The sequence below is a fragment of the Streptomyces sp. NPDC056883 genome (assembly GCF_042788835.1).
Lineage (GTDB): Bacteria > Actinomycetota > Actinomycetes > Streptomycetales > Streptomycetaceae > Streptomyces > Streptomyces stoeckheimensis.
Window position 1 is genome coordinate 66,385 of the sequence record NZ_JBHUBS010000003.1, and the last position, 15,234, is coordinate 81,618.

Genomic DNA, 15,234 nt, shown 5'->3' on the forward strand with positions numbered 1-15,234 from the left:
CCGGCTACCGGCTACTGGTTGCCGCAGGCGGACGTGGTCACTGCCCCTTCGAGCCAGGGCAGGTCGTGGCCCATCCGGTCCCGCTTGGTGCGGAGGTAGCGCAGGTTGTGCTCGCCCGCCTCCATGGGCATCGGCTCCCGGTCGGAAACCTTGATGCCGTGGCTGATGAGGGCTTCCGCCTTCTCGGGGTTGTTGGTCAGCAGCCGGACGCTGTGGACGCCGAGGTCGGCGAGCATCTGGGCGCCGGCCCCGTAGTCGCGGGCGTCGGCCGGCAGACCCAGTTCGAGGTTGGCGTCGAGGGTGTCGCGGCCGCGCTCCTGGAGCTCGTACGCGCGCAGCTTGGACAGCAGACCGATGCCGCGGCCTTCATGACCGCGCAGGTAGACGATCACACCGCGGCCGGCGGCCTGGACCCGCTCCATGGCGGTGTGCAGCTGGGGGCCGCAGTCGCAGCGCTGCGACTGGAAGATGTCCCCGGTCAGGCATTCGGAGTGCATGCGGACCAGGACGTCCTCGCCGTCGCCGATCTCGCCGTGGACGAGGGCGACGTGCTCGACGCCGTCGACGGTGGAGCGGAACCCGTACGCGGTGAAGTGGCCGAAGGAGGTCGGCAGGCTGACCTGGGCCTCGCGGCGCACGGTCGGCTCGGCGGAGCGGCGGTAGGCGATCAGGTCCTCGATGGAGATGATCGTCAGGCCGTGCTTGCGGGCGAAGGGGATCAGCTCGGGCAGTCGCAGCATCACCCCGTCCTCGCCGGCGATCTCCACGATGGCGCCGGCGGGGCGCAGGCCCGCGAGGCGGGCGAGGTCGACCGCGGCCTCGGTGTGGCCGTTGCGGACCAGGACGCCGCCGGGCTTGGCGCGCAGCGGGAAGATGTGCCCGGGGCGGACGAAGTCGGCGGGGCCCGAGACCCCGTCGGCCAGCAGCCGCAGGGTGGTGGCGCGGTCGGCGGCGGAGATGCCGGTGGTGACGCCGTGGGCGCCGCTCGCGTCGACCGACACGGTGAAGGCGGTCTGCATCGACTCGGTGTTGTGCTGGACCATCTGCGGGAGTTCGAGGCGCTCCAGCTCGTCGCCCTCCATCGGGGCGCAGATCAGGCCGCGGCACTCGCTCATCATGAACGCGATGATCTCGGGGGTGGCCTTCTCGGCCGCGATGACGAGGTCGCCCTCGTTCTCGCGGTCCTCGTCGTCGACGACGACCACGGGACGGCCGGCCGCGATGTCGCGGATGGCCTGCTCGACGGGGTCGAGGCGGAACGTCTCCAGCTCGACGTCGGGCACGGGCTTCAGGACAGGGTTCGGGGTCATGCCGTTGCTCCTTCCAGAGCCGGGGCGGTGGTGGTGGTGCGCGAACGCTGGTACCAGTCGTAGGCGCCCCAGACGACGAGGGCGAAGTACACGACGTAGACGAGGCCGGAGAAGGCCAGTCCGCTGTTGAAGGCGAGGGGGACGCCGACCAGGTCGACGAGGAGCCAGGCGAACCAGAACTCGACCAGGCCGCGGGCCTGGGCGACCATCGCGACGATGGTGCCGACGAAGATGTAGGCGTCGGCCCACGGGCTCCACGACAGGCTCGGGTAGAGGGTGAACAGTCCGCCGACGGCCAGGGTCCCGGCGGCCGCGCCGGCCAGCAGGAGCCCGCGCTCCTTCCAGGAGGCGGTGCGGACGGCGATGGAGCCGTCCTGGGCGTCCTGCTTGCCGCGCTGCCAGGCGCGCCAGCCCCACACGGCCACGCCGATGACGAGGAGCTGCTTGCCGACCCCGCCCGCGAGGTGGGCGGAGGCGTAGGCGCCGACGAGGATCAGGCCGGAGAGGAGCTGGGCGGGCCAGGTCCATATGGAGCGCCGCCAGCCGAGCGCGAGGGCGCCCAGGCCGATCAGGTTGCCGATCATGTCGGACCAGATGACCTTCTGGCCGAAGACCTCGAAGGCCTCGGTGTTGAGCCAGGTCAGGGCGCTCACTGGGCCGTCTCCTGAGGGTGCAGCGGGTCGACGCCGGCGGCCAGCAGCCGCTCCACGTACTTCGCCAGGACGTCGACCTCGAGGTTGACCGGGTCGCCGGGCTTCTTGATGCCCAGGGTGGTCAGCGCGAGGGTGGTGGGGATGAGGCTGATGGTGAACCAGTCGGCGGCGGCCTCGACCACGGTGAGGCTGACGCCGTCGACCGTGATGGAGCCCTTCTCGACCACGTAGCGGGAGAGGTTCGCCGGGAGGGCGACCTTGACGATCTCCCAGTGCTCGGAGGGGGTCCGCGAGAGGATCTCGCCGGTTCCGTCCACGTGCCCCTGGACCAGGTGGCCGCCGAGCCGTCCGCCGAGCGCCATCGGGCGCTCCAGGTTGACCCGGGAGCCCTGGGTGAGGGCGCCGAGGCTGGAGCGGTTCAGGGTCTCCTGCATGACGTCGGCGGTGAACTCGCCGTCACCGGTCTCCACGACCGTCAGGCAGACGCCGTTCACGGCGATGGAGTCGCCGTGCTTGGCGTCGTCGGTGACGACCGGGCCGCGCAGGCGGAAGCGGGAGGCTTCGGCGAGCTCCTCGACGGCGACGACCTCGCCCAGTTCTTCGACGATTCCGGTGAACACTCAGTGCTCCTTGAGGGCTGTGGGGGCGGTGGGGGCCGACGCGGGGACGGCGGTGACGCGGATGTCCGTGCCGATGCGGACGGTTTCGGTGATCCGGAGGCGGAGCGCATCGGCGAGGGTGCCGATGCCGGCGTCGGCGAGGGCGAGGGGGCCCGCGCCGAGGAGGACGGGGGCGAGGTAGCCGACGACCTTGTCGACGGCCCCGGCGGCGACGAAGGCGCCGGCCAGGGTGGGGCCGCCCTCGAGGAGGACGGAGCGGATGCCGCGTCCGTACAGCTCGCGCAGCAGGGCGTCCACGGAGATCCCGTACTTGTCGTACGGGAGCCGGGCCAGCTCCACTCCGGCGAGGTGGCGGGTGTCGGCATCCTCGGCGACGGCGATCAGGGTGGGCGCGGCCTCGTCCAGGACCCGGGCGGTGGGCCGGATCGTGGCGTGGGTGTCCAGGACCACGCGCAGCGGCTGGTCGGCGGCGGTGAAGCCGTCGATCCCGCGTACGGCGAGGTGCGGGTCGTCGGCGCGCAGGGTGCCGGATCCGACGACGACGGCGTCGGACTCGGCGCGCAGCCGGTGGACGTCGGCGCGGGACTCGGGGGAGCTGATCCAGCGGCTGGTGCCGTCGGCGGCCGCGATGCGGCCGTCGAGGGTCGCGGCGTACTTCCACAGGATGTACGGGCGGCCCAGGCGCACGGAGGTCAGCCAGGCGGCTTTGCCCGCCTCGGCCTCCTCGCAGAGCAGTCCGGCCGCGGTGTCGATCCCGGCGGCGCGCAGGGTGGCGCCGCCGCCGCTGGCCTGCGGGTTCGGGTCGGAGACCGCGTAGACCACGCGGGTGATCCCGGCGGCGATGAGTGCCTGCGCGCAGGGTCCCGTACGGCCGGTGTGGTTGCAGGGTTCGAGGGTGACGTAGGCGGTGCCGCCACGGGCTGCCGCGCCTGCCGCGTTCAGGGCGTGGATCTCGGCGTGCGGGCCGCCGGCCCGCTCGTGCCAGCCTTCGCCCACGATGGCGCCCGAGGCGTCGGTGATGACGCAGCCGACGACGGGGTTGGGGCTGGTGGAGCCGAGTCCGCGGGCGGCGAGCTCGATGGCTCGGCGCATGGCGCGGGTGCCCGCGTCGGGTGCTGCGTGCGCGGCGTGTGTCGCCACCGGGTCCTCCTGCCTCATCGGGCACGGACTCCGGGGCCTGTCGGGATACGACAGATGAAGCGGGTAGCACACGCGGGGACGCCGAAGCCGGAAAAACGGTCCGCTGGACGGCACGTCCCGAAGGATGTGCCCGTGGACCGCCGACGGCGGCGTACCGGTGACTGGCCCGCCGCGCACTGCCTCCCATCCGGACTTTAACCGTCGGTCCAGGAATTTCACCTGGTCAACCGGCCGCTGGCTGCGGACGGGTCGCGGACTATAACCGCCGGTTCGGAATTACACCGACCCCGGAGTGCGCTGCTACTGGTACTGAAGCCAGTGTGCCACGGTGATCGGCGGCCATACAGGTGAGTCAATGTGGCCTGGGTCACACATCCGGTCACTCTCGAGCGCGCCGATTGCGCCGTTCGGCCGATTCGCTCCTCTATGCACAGTCGCGGCTACGGAGGGGTGCGAGCCCTGACGGAACGCGCGCCGAGCCTTGCCGGAACGCGCACTTTGGTCCAGACCTATTGACGGGTTGGTCTAGTCCTCTTAACGTTCCCTTCATCTTCCCCGGGAGACAGCCCGTCAGATGTGCGCACGTCACGGGCCAACACGCACCACGTTTCAGCCTGTTGTGTCCTGCCATCCTCCCCTCCCCAGGAGGCACAATGCTGTCCCCCACCAAGACGAGGGCCATGCTCCTGACGTCCGGCGCCGCAATCGCCGGGCTGTTGGTCGCGGGGCTCTCGGCGGGCGTCTCGCACGCCGCCGACAACGAGTCCTGTCGCCCCGACGGTCTGTACAAGACCGCGGGCGTCGACGTCCCGTACTGCTCGGTCTACGACACCGAGGGCCGCGAGAAGATGGGCGCCGACCACCAGCGCCGCGTCATCGGCTACTTCACGGGCTGGCGCACGGGCAAGGACGGCACGCCCGCCTACCTGCCCAACAACATCCCGTGGTCCAAGGTCACCCACCTGAACTACGCCTTCGCCCACGTCGACGGCAACAACAAGATCTCGGTCGGCTCGGACAACGCGAACAACTCCGCCACCGGGATGACCTGGCCGGGCGTCGCGGGTGCCGAGATGGACCCCGCCCTCCCTTACAAGGGCAACTTCAATCTCCTGAACAAATTCAAGAAGCAGTACCCGAACGTCAAGACGCTGATCTCGGTCGGCGGCTGGGCGGAGACCGGCGGCTACTTCGGCGACGACGGCAACCGCGTCGCGTCGGGCGGCTTCTACTCGATGGCCACCAACGCCGACGGCTCGGTCAACACGGCCGGCATCAACACCTTCGCGGACTCCTCGGTCGAGTTCATCCGCAAGTACGGGTTCAACGGCGTCGACATCGACTACGAGTACCCGACCACGATGAAGGACGCGGGCAACCCGCTGGACTGGCAGCTGTCCAACGCCCGCCGGGCCGGACTGGTCCAGGGCTACGACGTCCTGATGAAGTCCCTGCGCGAGAAGCTCGACAAGGCCGGCGCCGCCGACGGCAAGCACTACCTGCTGACCGTCGCCGCCCCCTCCTCCGGCTACCTGCTGCGCGGCATGGAGACCTTCCAGATGCAGAAGTATCTGGACTACGTCAACATCATGTCCTACGACCTGCACGGCGCCTGGAACGAGTACGTCGGCCCCAACGCCTCGCTCTTCGACGACGGCAAGGACGCCGAGCTGGCGTCCGCCAACGTCTACGGCAGCTCGCAGTACGGAGGCATCGGTTACCTCAACACCGACTGGGCCTACCACTACTTCCGCGGCTCCATGCCGGCCGGCCGCATCAACATCGGCCTGCCCTACTACACCCGCGGCTTCAAGAACGTCCAGGGCGGCACCGACGGCCTGTGGGGCAAGGCGGCCGCGACCACCTGCCCGGCCGGCGCGGGTCTGACCAAGTGCGGTGACGGCGCGGTCGGCATCGACAACCTGTGGCACGACAAGGACACCAACGGGGTCGAGTCCCCCGCCGGTTCCAACCCGATGTGGCACGCCAAGAACCTCGAGAAGGGGATCGTCGGCGACTACGTCACCAAGTACGGCTTCCCGGCGAACACCACGCTGACCGGCACCTACGTCCGCAAGTACGACGCGAACCTGGTCGCCCCGTGGCTGTGGAACGCGCAGAAGAAGGTCTTCCTCTCCACGGAGGACGAGCAGTCGGTGGCGGCCAAGGCCGACTACGTGGTCAACCGCGGCATCGGCGGCACCATGGTCTGGGAGATGGCCGGCGACTACGGCTGGAACGCCGCGAAGGGCCAGTACGAGATCGGCGACACGCTGACCTCCGTGATGTACGACAAGTTCAAGGCGGCCACCCCGTACGGCGCCAAGAAGTCCAACACCGCGCTGCCGACCCAGGCCGTGGACATCAAGACGGAGTTCAACGAGTTCAAGCTCGGCGACTCCAACTACCCGATCACCCCGAAGCTCAAGATCACCAACAACACGAACGCGACGCTTCCGGGCGGCACGGAGTTCCAGTTCGACTACTCGACGGCGGCTCCGGCCAACGCCTCCGACCAGTCGGGCTTCGGCACCAAGGTGATCAAGAGCGACCACACCGGCAGCAACGTCGGCGGTCTGAAGGGCGACTTCCACCGGGTCTCGCTGAAGCTCCCGGCGTGGCAGACGCTCGCCCCGGGCGCCTCGGTCGACCTGGCCTTCAACTACTACCTGCCGGTCTCGACGCCCTCCAACTGGACGGTGAACATCTCCGGCACCACGTACGCGCTCGCCGGTGACCTGGCGCGCGGCACGACGGTGGTCCAGCCGGGCAGCACCACGCCGCCCACCACCCCGCCGACGACGCCGCCGACCACCCCGCCGACGACTCCCCCGACCACGCCGCCGACCACCCCGCCCACGACCCCTCCGGGCGGCACGTGCACCAACCCGGCGTACGTGGCGGGCACGATCTACAACAGCGGCAACGTCGTCTCGCACCAGGGCCGCAACTGGAAGGCCCAGTGGTGGACGCAGAACGAGACGCCCGGCACCACGGGCGAGTGGGGCGTCTGGAAGGACCAGGGCGCCTGCTGACAGCCCGCGCGGTGACCGCGTAGGTGAAGGAACGTGAGGACCCGGTGGCCCGGCGGCCACCGGGTCCTCGCGTTCCCGTTCCCGTTCCCGTTCCCGTTCCCGTTCCCGTTCCCGTTCCCCGGACGATCCGGTGATCTTGCCGGGTACCGCCGACTTCCGCGCGGAGCCGGCCGAGGGCGGCCGGCCGTCCCGGGTCAGGCCGTGAAGAGGACCGCCTGGGCCGACTCGCGGGCGGCGAGCCGCGCGCCCGTGAGCACCGCCGCGCCGCCAAGGGCCCCGGCGCGGACCTCGGTCGGGACGGGGCTCAGGGTGGTGAGGCGGCGGGCGACCCGGGCCGCCAGGGCGGGGCCTCCCGCGCAGCCGAGTTCCCCGCCGAGCACGACGCAGCCCGGGTCCAGGATCGCCGCGACGGCCGCCGCCCCGAGGGCGAGGCGCTCGGCCAGGGCGTCGAGGAACTCCGGCCCGGCCGCGCCCGCGACGGCCTCCTCGACCGGCCCGTCGTAGCCGTGGGACCGGGCGAGCGCGGCCACCGCGGACCGCCCGGTGAGCTGGTGGAAGCCGCCGTCGCAGTTCGTGGCCGACGGGAGGCCGCCCGTCCCGGGCACCGGCAGGAAGCCGATCTCGCCCGCTCCGCCGGAGGCACCCCGGCGCAGCCGCCCGTCCAGGACCACGGCGGCGCCGACCCCTTCGCCGAGCCAGAGCAGCACGAAGGAGTCCAGGTCCCGGGCCGCGCCGACCCGCTGTTCGGCCAGGGCGGCCAGGTTGGTCTCGTTCTCCACCACGACCACCGCGGGCAGCCGCCGCTGTACGGCAGCCACCAGGTCCCGGTGCCAGGCGGGCAGGCCGGCGGTGTCGCGGAGCTCCCCGGTGCCCGGGGCCACCAGCCCCGGCGCTCCGATCACCACCGTGTGGAGCCGGTCGGCGCCCGCTTCCCGGACGAGCTCCTCCAGCCGGTCCACCGCTTCCTCCACCGCGTCCACCGGCAGGGCCGCCTGGGCCAGCGGCCGGCCGAGGAGGTCGGCGACGACCGCCGTGGCGCTGTCCGTCCGGACGTCGAGCGCGGCGAGGTACGCCCGCCGCGCGACGATCCCGTAGAGCTTGGCGTTGGGTCCGCGCCGCTGTTCGCCGGATTCCCCGACGACCTCGATCAGTCCGGCGCCGGTGAGCCGTTCCACCAGGTCGGCCACGGAGGGCCGGGACAGGCCGGTCAGCTCCTTGAGCTGGGGCGCCGTCAGGGGTCCCTCCTCCTGGAGGAGTTCGAGGGCGAGCCGGTCGTTGATGGCCCGGGCCGTGCTCGGCGAGGCGGGGGACGGAGCGGAGGACGCGGCGCGGGCGGTGGCGGCGGTGGCGGTGGCGGTCAGGGCCTTGGCAAGGGTCACGACGCCCATCCTAGGAGTTCCGGGGGCTAACTATCAGGCAGGGTCCCTGATAGTTTACGAGTCATGACCGGGGAAACCGACCTCAGCCCGGCGCGACTGCGCCATGCCCGCTTCGCCATCGCCGGCGCCTTCTGCGCGCACGGCGCCGTCACCGGCTCCTTCGCGACCCGCATCCCCTGGATCCAGGACCACGCGCAGCTCAGCGCGGGAGCCCTGGGCCTGGCCCTCGCCTTCCCCGCGCTCGGCGCGGCCTTCACGATGCCGCTGGCCGGCCGCATCAACCACCGGTTCGGCGCACGCACCGCCCTGCGGATGCTGCTGTCCCTCTGGACGCTCGCCCTCGTCCTGCCGAGCCTGGCCCCGAACCTGTGGACGCTCTGCTTCGTGCTCTTCGTCTACGGAGCCACCGCCGGCATGTCGGACGTGGCGATGAACGCTCTGGGCGTGGAGACCGAGAACCGGCTCGGGCGCTCGATCATGTCCTCCCTGCACGGCATGTGGAGCGTGGGCGCCCTCATCGGCTCGGCCGCCGGCACGCTCGCCGCGCACTCCGGCGTCGACGCCCGACTGCACCACCTGGTGGCCGCGCTCACCCTGACGCTGGTCGCGCTGTTCGTCGTACGGCGCGTCCTGGACCTGCGGACCGACACCGGCGGGGAGGAGGCTCCGCCGCACTTCGCGCTGCCGCCGAAGTCCGCCCTGTTCATCGGCGCGATCGGCTTCTGCGCGGTGTTCGCGGAGGGTGCGAGCCTGGACTGGTCCGCGGTGTACCTGCGGGACGTGCTGGACACGGACGCCGGTCTCGCCGCCGCCTCGACCACGGCCTTCGCGCTGACGATGGCGCTCGCCCGGCTGGCCGGGGACAAGGTCGTGGACCGGTTCGGGGCCGTGCGCACGGTCCGCGCGGGCGGCGCACTGGCCACGGCGGGCGGGCTGCTCGTGGTCCTGGTCCACCATCCGGCCGCGGCCCTGGCCGGGTTCGGGCTGATCGGGCTCGGCATCGCGGTGGTGGTCCCGCTGGCCTTCGCGGCGGCCGCGCGCAGCGGGCCGGCCCCGGCGCAGGCCATCGCCGGTGTCGCGACGATCACGTACACCTCCGGGCTGGTCGCTCCCTCGGCGATCGGAGCGGTGGCCGACGCGACCTCGCTGGTGGTGTCGTTCGGGCTGGTCACGCTGCTGTCGTTCGCGCTGATCGCGGGGGCGACCGTACTGCGGCAGCGGCCGGTGACGGCCGGGGTCCCGGCCACCAACCGGGACGAACCTGCCCCTATCCGGCCGTAATATATCGCCTGGTCACCTACGACCTCGTAGCGTGGCCACGCTTCCGACGAACGACGCAGAACGAACGAAAAGCGGTGGAACATGGGCCTCGGCGTGCGCTGGACCCTGCACGGAGACGGGCGGACCCCCGCCCCCGGCGCGGTGGTGCGGCCGGACGAGCGGCTGTCGTGGCCGCGGACCGCCGGGCTGGGTGCCCAGCACGTCGTGGCGATGTTCGGGGCGAGCTTCGTGGCCCCGGTCCTGATGGGGCTGGACCCGAACCTCGCCATCATGATGTCGGGCGTCGCCACCGTCATCTTCCTGCTGGCGACCCGCGGACGGGTGCCCTCCTATCTGGGCTGCTCGCTCTCCTTTGTGGGGGTCGCGGCGGCGATCCGGGCGAGCGGCGGGGACAGCGCGACGGTCACGGGCGCGGTCTTCGTCGTCGGTGCGGCGCTGTTCCTGGCGGGACTGGCGGTCCAGCGGTTCGGGGCCCGGATCATCCACGCGGCGATGCCGCCGGTGGTGACGGGCGCGGTCGTGATGCTGATCGGCTTCAACCTGGCGCCGGTGACGGCGTCCACGTACTGGCCGCAGGACCAGTGGACGGCCCTGCTGACGATGCTGTTCACCGGGCTGGCCGTGGTCTGCCTGCGGGGCTTCTGGTCGCGGATCGCGATCTTCCTCGGCCTGATCTTCGGGTACGGCATCTCCTGGGTCTTCGACCTCGTCTTCGGCAAGATCCACTCGACGATGGGCGGCCCCGAGGCCGTGGACCACTGGCGGCTCGACCTGTCGGGGGTCGCCAAGGCCGACTGGATCGGGCTGCCGACCTTCCACGCGCCGCAGTTCGAATGGTCGGCGATCCTGATCGCGCTGCCGGTGGTCATCGCGCTGATCGCGGAGAACGCCGGACACATCAAGGCCGTCGGCGAGATGACGGGCGACCCGCTCGACGACAAGCTGGGCACGGCCATCGCGGCCGACGGCGCCGCGTCGATGCTGTCCACGGCGGTGGGCGGCCCGCCGAACACCACCTACTCCGAGAACATCGGCGTCATGGCCGCCACCCGCGTCTACTCCACGGCGGCCTACTGGGCTGCGGCCGGCTTCGCCCTCCTCTTCGGCCTGTGCCCGAAGTTCGGCGCGGTCGTCGCCGCGATCCCCGGCGGGGTGCTGGGCGGGATCACCGTGATCCTGTACGGCATGATCGGCCTGCTCGGCGCGCAGATCTGGATCAGCGGCCGGGTGGACCTGCGCAATCCGCTGAACCTGGTGCCGGCCGCGGCGGGCATCATCATCGGCGTCGGCGGGGTCAAGCTGAACATCACCGACAGCTTCGAGCTCGGCGGGATCGCGCTCGGCACGATCGTCGTGATCACGGGCTACCACGCCCTGCGGTACTTCGCGCCGGCGCACCTGAAGCAGCAGGAACCGCTGCTGGACTCGGGCACGTCCGCGTACGACGAAACGGCCGCCGGGGAGCCCGGGGACAAGCGGGGTTGACGGAGTTTCGCCCGAACCGGGGAAGCGTACGGCCAAGTTCCCCTGATCCCGGCCCGCGGCTGCGACGCTGCGTCCCATGGTCCCCATGGAATCGGTGCTGGCGCGGATGCGCGCCCTGGACGAGCGGCTCCCCGAGCGGGACGGCGTCGCCGTCTTCAACCGGGTGTACCTCACGGTGACGCAGACCCTGCACGAGGGGATCGCGCACGGCGCGTTCCCCTCGCCCCGCCGGGCGGAGGCGCTCAGCGTCCGCTTCGCCGAGCGCTACCTGACCGCGGTGGAGGCCGACCGGGCCCCGGCGTGCTGGCGGCCGCTCCTCCAGTACCGCCGCCACCCCGGGATCCGGCCGCTCCAGCACGCGCTGGCCGGGATCAACGCGCACATCGGCCACGACCTGGCCCTGGCGGTGGTCGCCACCTGCCGCTCGCTCGACTGCGAACCGGCCGCGCTCGAGGCGGACTTCGACCGGGTCGGAGACACCCTGGTCTCCCTGGAGGAGCACATCCGGGAGGATCTGATGCCGGGCCCGGACCTGCTGGAGATCGCGGACCCGCTGACGCACCTGCTGGGCGCCTGGAGCCTGGACCGGGCCCGCGCGGGGGCCTGGGCGTCGGCCCGCCTGCTCTGGTCGCTGCGCCGCTCCCCCGACCTGGCGGAGGAGTTCACCGAGTCCCTCGACGCGGGCGTCGGCCTGGTCGGCCGCTGCCTGCTGACTCCGACGGGCTGAAGCCCGGGCGGCGCGGGCCGGGCACATCCGAAAGGGACGGCCTAGCCTGGTGGCATGGCAACGGTGCAGGCCGGCGGGGTCGAGGTCGCCTACACGCGCACGGGGCACGGCCCTCCCCTGGTCCTCGTGCACGGAGCAGGCCTGGACGGCCGCATGTGGCAGCCGCAGCTGGCGGACCTGGACGACGAGTTCACCGTGGTGGCCTGGGACGAGCCGGGCACGGGGCGTTCCTCCGATCTGCCGGCGGGCTTCGGCCTGAGGGACTTCGCGCACTGCCTCGCCGCCGTGATCGAGGCACTGCGGCTCGGCACGGCCCACGTGGCCGGGCTCTCCTGGGGCGGAACGGTCGTACTGGAGCTGTACCGCCACCGTCCGGAGCTGGTCAGGACCCTGCTCCTGGTCGACACGTACGCGGGGTGGAAGGGCTCGCTGCCGCCGGAGGAGGTGGCGGCCCGGGTCGAGGGGGCCGAGCGGATGCTCGCGGCGCCCCGGGAGCAGTTCGATCCGACACTGCCGGGGCTGTTCGCCGGTGACCCTCCCGCCGCGTTCGTGCCCTTGCTCGACACCATGGCGGGCGAGGTGCGGCCGGAGACCATGGGAGCGGAGCTGTTCATGATGGCCGAGGCCGACCAGCGCGACCTGCTGCCCACGATCGCGGTGCCGACCCTGCTCCTCTGGGGGGAGCTCGACGTGCGGTCGCCCTTGAGCGTCGCCCATGCGTTCGAGGACGCGATCCCGGACGCCGAGCTCGTGGTGCTCCCCGGCGCGGGGCACGTCAGCAACCTCGAGACACCGGAGCCGTTCAACCACGCCGTCCGCACGTTCTGCCGCGCCCACGCGTGAGCGCGGCGACGCGGAGTGGGACAGGCCCGGCGCGGTGAGCCCTCCGCTGCTGACCCGGGCGGACCGGGCGGCGGGGCCCCGGGCATGAGGACGGGCCGCCCCCGTGCTCGCGCGCACGGGGGCGGCCCGGGTCACGGGGCCGGGAGGGTCAGTCCTCCGGGAGTTCGACCGGGGCTATCTCGTCGTAGACGTCGCCCGGGCCGGGGTTGGTGGAGTCCGTGGAGCCGCCGAGGTGGTGCATGACGCCCCAGACGGCGTTGAGGGCCGTCTGGACCGCGCCCTCCGCCCAGCCCGCCGTCCAGGAGATGTCATCGCCCGCGAGGAAGATGCCGCGCTTGTCCTCGGGGAGGCGGTCCTGCATGAAGTGGGTGAACAGGCGGCGCTGGTAGCGGTAGTGGCCCGGCAGGTTGGCCTTGAACGCGCCCATGAAGTAGGGCTCGTTCTCCCAGGACACGGTCACCGGGTTGCCGATGATGTGGCGGCGGATGTCGACCTTGGGGTAGATCTCGCCGAGGGACTTCAGCATGACCTCCATCCGCTCGTTCGCGGACAGCGGCAGCCACTTCAGGCTGTCGTCGCACCAGGTGTAGGAGAGGCAGATGACGGCCGGCTTGTCGGGGCCGTTGTCCAGGAGGTACGTGCCGCGGGTCATGCGGTCCGTGAGGGTCATCGACATGACGTCGCGGCCCGTCTCCTCGTCCTTGTCCAGCCAGAAGGGGCGGTCCACCGGGATGAAGAGCTTCGAGGACTCCATGTAGTGAGTGCGCTCGATCGCCGTCCAGTGGTCGATCGGGAAGAGCGTGTCGTCGCACGCGATCTTCGAGAGCAGCATCCAGGACTGGGCCGTGAAGATCGCGGCGCGGTACGTGCGGATGTCGCCGGTGGAGTCCGTGACCGTGATGCGGTTGCCCGCCGTGCGGTGCAGGCGGGTGACCGCCGGACGCGGGGCGCCCCCGTGCAGGGAGGAGAGGGAGGTGCCCTGGGCCCAGTGCACGATCTTCTCCGGCTCGCGGTCCCACATGCGCAGCGGGAGCTGCTGTGAGCCGCCCACGATGCCGCGGTGGTGGTCGTCGGCCTCGGTGTAGACGACGCGCAGGATCTCGAGGATCGAGTTCGGGAAGTCGGTGTCCCAGCCGCCCGTGCCGAAGCCGACCTGGCCGAAGATCTCGCGCTTGCGGAAGGACTTGAAGGCCTCGGACTTGCAGAGGAACCCGTAGAAGGTCTCGTCGTCGAGCTTCTCGACGAGCTTCGCCCAGATCTCCCGGATGCGCGGAACGTCCCGCTCGCGCATAGCGGTGTTCATGTCGGAGAAGTCGGCGCCCTCGTCCAGGCAGGCGTTCCACGCGGCGGACACGTCGCGGTAGACCTGCGGGAGGTCGGCGATGGTCTCGGCGTAGTGGGTCTCGCCCTTGAGGTCGACCACCGTCGAGGGGGTGGCCTCGGCGAGCGGGTTCGGGAAGGGCTCGGTGACCAGGCCGACGAGGTCGATGTAGTGCTGGAGGGCCGTGGAGGACGGCGGGAAGCGCATGGCGCCCATCTCCGCGGTCAGCTCCTCGGTGCCCGCGCCCTCGAAGCCCACCGTGCGCAGCCGGCCGCCGATCTGGTCGGCCTCGTAGACGACGGGCTTGAGGCCCATCTTCATCAGCTCGTACGCGGAGATGATGCCGGACAGCCCGCCGCCGATGACGGCGACCTCGGTGCCGTGCTCGGTCGCCGGTATCTGGCCGAGGCCCGCCGGGTGGGCCAGGAAGTCGTCGTACGCGTAGGGGAAGTCCGGGCCGAACATCGTGATCGGCATCTGACCGTCGCTGTGCGGGACGGCGGTGGTGGGCACCGTGGACGTCATGGGGTACGACTCCTAGCGGGGTGGGGCAGGGGGGAAGGGCAAGCGGGGGGGAGGGCGCCGGCGGGCGAGGGCCGCGGGGCCGCGGTCAGACGAGCGAGGCGTACAGACCGGGGCGGCGGTCGCGCAGGTACGGGTTGGTCTCGCGCGAGACGCGCAGCAGCTCGGGGTCGGCCTCGCCGAACACCAGCTCCTCGCCGCGGCCGGCCCGGGTCCGGGTGACCCCGTCGGGGCTCGCCAGGCAGCTGAGGCCGACGAACTCGAACTCGCCTTCCGGTCCGGTGCGGTTGACGTACGCGATGTACATCTGGTTCTCGAAGGCCCGTACGGGGACCAGCTGTTCGGCGACGAACTGGAACGGGTGCATCTGCGCGGTCGGCACCAGGAGGAGGTCGGTGCCGGCGAGCGCGTGCGCCCGGACGTTCTCGGGGAACTCCACGTCGTAGCAGATCATCACGCCGACGCGGAGGCCGCCGAGGTCCGCCTGGACCACCGGGATGTCGCCCGGGGTGAAGGCGGCCTGCTCGAAGCAGCCGAAGAGGTGGGTCTTGCGGTAGTTCGCGAGCCGTTCCCCGTCGGGGCCGACGAGCTGCGCCGCGTTGTAGACGGCGTCCCCGTCCCGCTCGGGGTAGCCGTAGAGCACGGCCACCCCGTGGCGGCGGGCGATCTCGCCGATCGCGCGGGCGGACATGCCGTCGGCCGGTTCGGCGAGCCGGGCGATGTCCTCGATCTCCAGCGCGTAGCCGGTCAGGAACATCTCCGAGGTCACGAGGAGCCCGGCCCCCGCCTGTGCGGCGCGTGCCGCGGCCTCTTCGAGCGCCTTCAGGTTGTCGGCGGTGTCGCCGAGCCGTCCGGAACTCTGGAGGAGGGCGGTGCGCAGCGGGGGCATGGGCGTACCTCTGTGGCAGGAGGGGTGGG

12 protein-coding genes and 1 riboswitch are annotated in these 15,234 nt (G+C 71.6%); of the genes, 5 read left to right on the top strand and 7 right to left on the bottom strand.

What is annotated here, in order from left to right; translation table 11 throughout:
• Positions 1-11 precede the first annotated feature (11 nt).
• From ACFRU2_RS09345 to ribD, 4 genes are read right to left on the bottom strand one after another with little or no spacing between them, the layout of a single operon-like run.
• Positions 12-1,310 carry a bifunctional 3,4-dihydroxy-2-butanone-4-phosphate synthase/GTP cyclohydrolase II gene (locus ACFRU2_RS09345; RefSeq protein ID WP_382969781.1) on the bottom strand — a complete coding sequence of 433 codons (1,299 nt, stop codon included), beginning with the start codon at positions 1,308-1,310 and terminating at the stop codon, positions 12-14.
• On the bottom strand, positions 1,307-1,963 hold the full coding sequence (locus ACFRU2_RS09350; protein WP_382969785.1) for a nicotinamide riboside transporter PnuC: 657 nt from the start codon (positions 1,961-1,963) through the stop codon (positions 1,307-1,309). The genes ACFRU2_RS09345 and ACFRU2_RS09350 overlap by 4 nt, the downstream gene beginning before the upstream one ends.
• Positions 1,960-2,583, bottom strand: a complete 624-nt coding sequence (locus tag ACFRU2_RS09355) for a riboflavin synthase (protein WP_382969787.1) — start codon at positions 2,581-2,583, stop codon at positions 1,960-1,962. The genes ACFRU2_RS09350 and ACFRU2_RS09355 overlap by 4 nt, the downstream gene beginning before the upstream one ends.
• Positions 2,584-3,741, bottom strand: a complete 1,158-nt coding sequence (ribD, locus tag ACFRU2_RS09360) for a bifunctional diaminohydroxyphosphoribosylaminopyrimidine deaminase/5-amino-6-(5-phosphoribosylamino)uracil reductase RibD (RefSeq protein WP_382969790.1) — start codon at positions 3,739-3,741, stop codon at positions 2,584-2,586.
• Positions 3,742-3,892: 151 nt separating this feature from the next.
• Positions 3,893-4,023, bottom strand: a riboswitch (FMN riboswitch).
• Between the two features lie 353 nt (positions 4,024-4,376).
• On the opposite strand from ribD, the gene ACFRU2_RS09365 reads away from it, so the two are divergent.
• Complete coding sequence (locus ACFRU2_RS09365) at positions 4,377-6,758, top strand: chitinase C-terminal domain-containing protein (protein WP_382969792.1); 2,382 nt, start codon at positions 4,377-4,379, stop codon at positions 6,756-6,758.
• A gap of 194 nt (positions 6,759-6,952) precedes the next feature.
• On the opposite strand, the gene ACFRU2_RS09370 is transcribed toward ACFRU2_RS09365, so the two are convergent.
• Positions 6,953-8,146, bottom strand: coding sequence for an ROK family transcriptional regulator (locus ACFRU2_RS09370; RefSeq protein ID WP_382969795.1), 1,194 nt, complete (start codon positions 8,144-8,146; stop codon positions 6,953-6,955).
• A gap of 54 nt (positions 8,147-8,200) precedes the next feature.
• On the opposite strand from ACFRU2_RS09370, the gene ACFRU2_RS09375 reads away from it, so the two are divergent.
• The 4 genes from ACFRU2_RS09375 to ACFRU2_RS09390 all read left to right on the top strand — a co-directional run bounded on the left by ACFRU2_RS09375 (position 8,201) and on the right by ACFRU2_RS09390 (position 12,473).
• Positions 8,201-9,418 carry an MFS transporter gene (locus ACFRU2_RS09375; protein ID WP_382969798.1) on the top strand — a complete coding sequence of 406 codons (1,218 nt, stop codon included), beginning with the start codon at positions 8,201-8,203 and terminating at the stop codon, positions 9,416-9,418.
• 81 nt (positions 9,419-9,499) lie between these two features.
• A complete protein-coding gene (locus ACFRU2_RS09380) occupies positions 9,500-10,903 on the top strand; it encodes a uracil-xanthine permease family protein (protein WP_382969800.1) in 1,404 nt (467 codons plus the stop codon).
• Positions 10,904-10,988: 85 nt separating this feature from the next.
• On the top strand, positions 10,989-11,630 hold the full coding sequence (locus ACFRU2_RS09385) for a DUF5995 family protein (RefSeq protein ID WP_382970805.1): 642 nt from the start codon (positions 10,989-10,991) through the stop codon (positions 11,628-11,630).
• Between the two features lie 54 nt (positions 11,631-11,684).
• Positions 11,685-12,473, top strand: a complete 789-nt coding sequence (locus ACFRU2_RS09390; protein WP_382969802.1) for an alpha/beta fold hydrolase — start codon at positions 11,685-11,687, stop codon at positions 12,471-12,473.
• A 148-nt stretch (positions 12,474-12,621) separates the two neighbouring features.
• Here ACFRU2_RS09390 and ACFRU2_RS09395 read toward each other — a convergent pair whose 3' ends face one another.
• Together ACFRU2_RS09395 and ACFRU2_RS09400 are read right to left on the bottom strand one after the other, a co-directional pair.
• Positions 12,622-14,319: a flavin monoamine oxidase family protein gene (locus tag ACFRU2_RS09395; RefSeq protein ID WP_382969805.1), complete on the bottom strand. Its 1,698-nt coding sequence runs from the start codon at positions 14,317-14,319 to the stop codon at positions 12,622-12,624.
• An 85-nt stretch (positions 14,320-14,404) separates the two neighbouring features.
• Positions 14,405-15,205, bottom strand: a complete 801-nt coding sequence (locus ACFRU2_RS09400; RefSeq protein ID WP_382969807.1) for a carbon-nitrogen hydrolase family protein — start codon at positions 15,203-15,205, stop codon at positions 14,405-14,407.
• Between the last annotated feature and the right edge of the window lie 29 nt (positions 15,206-15,234).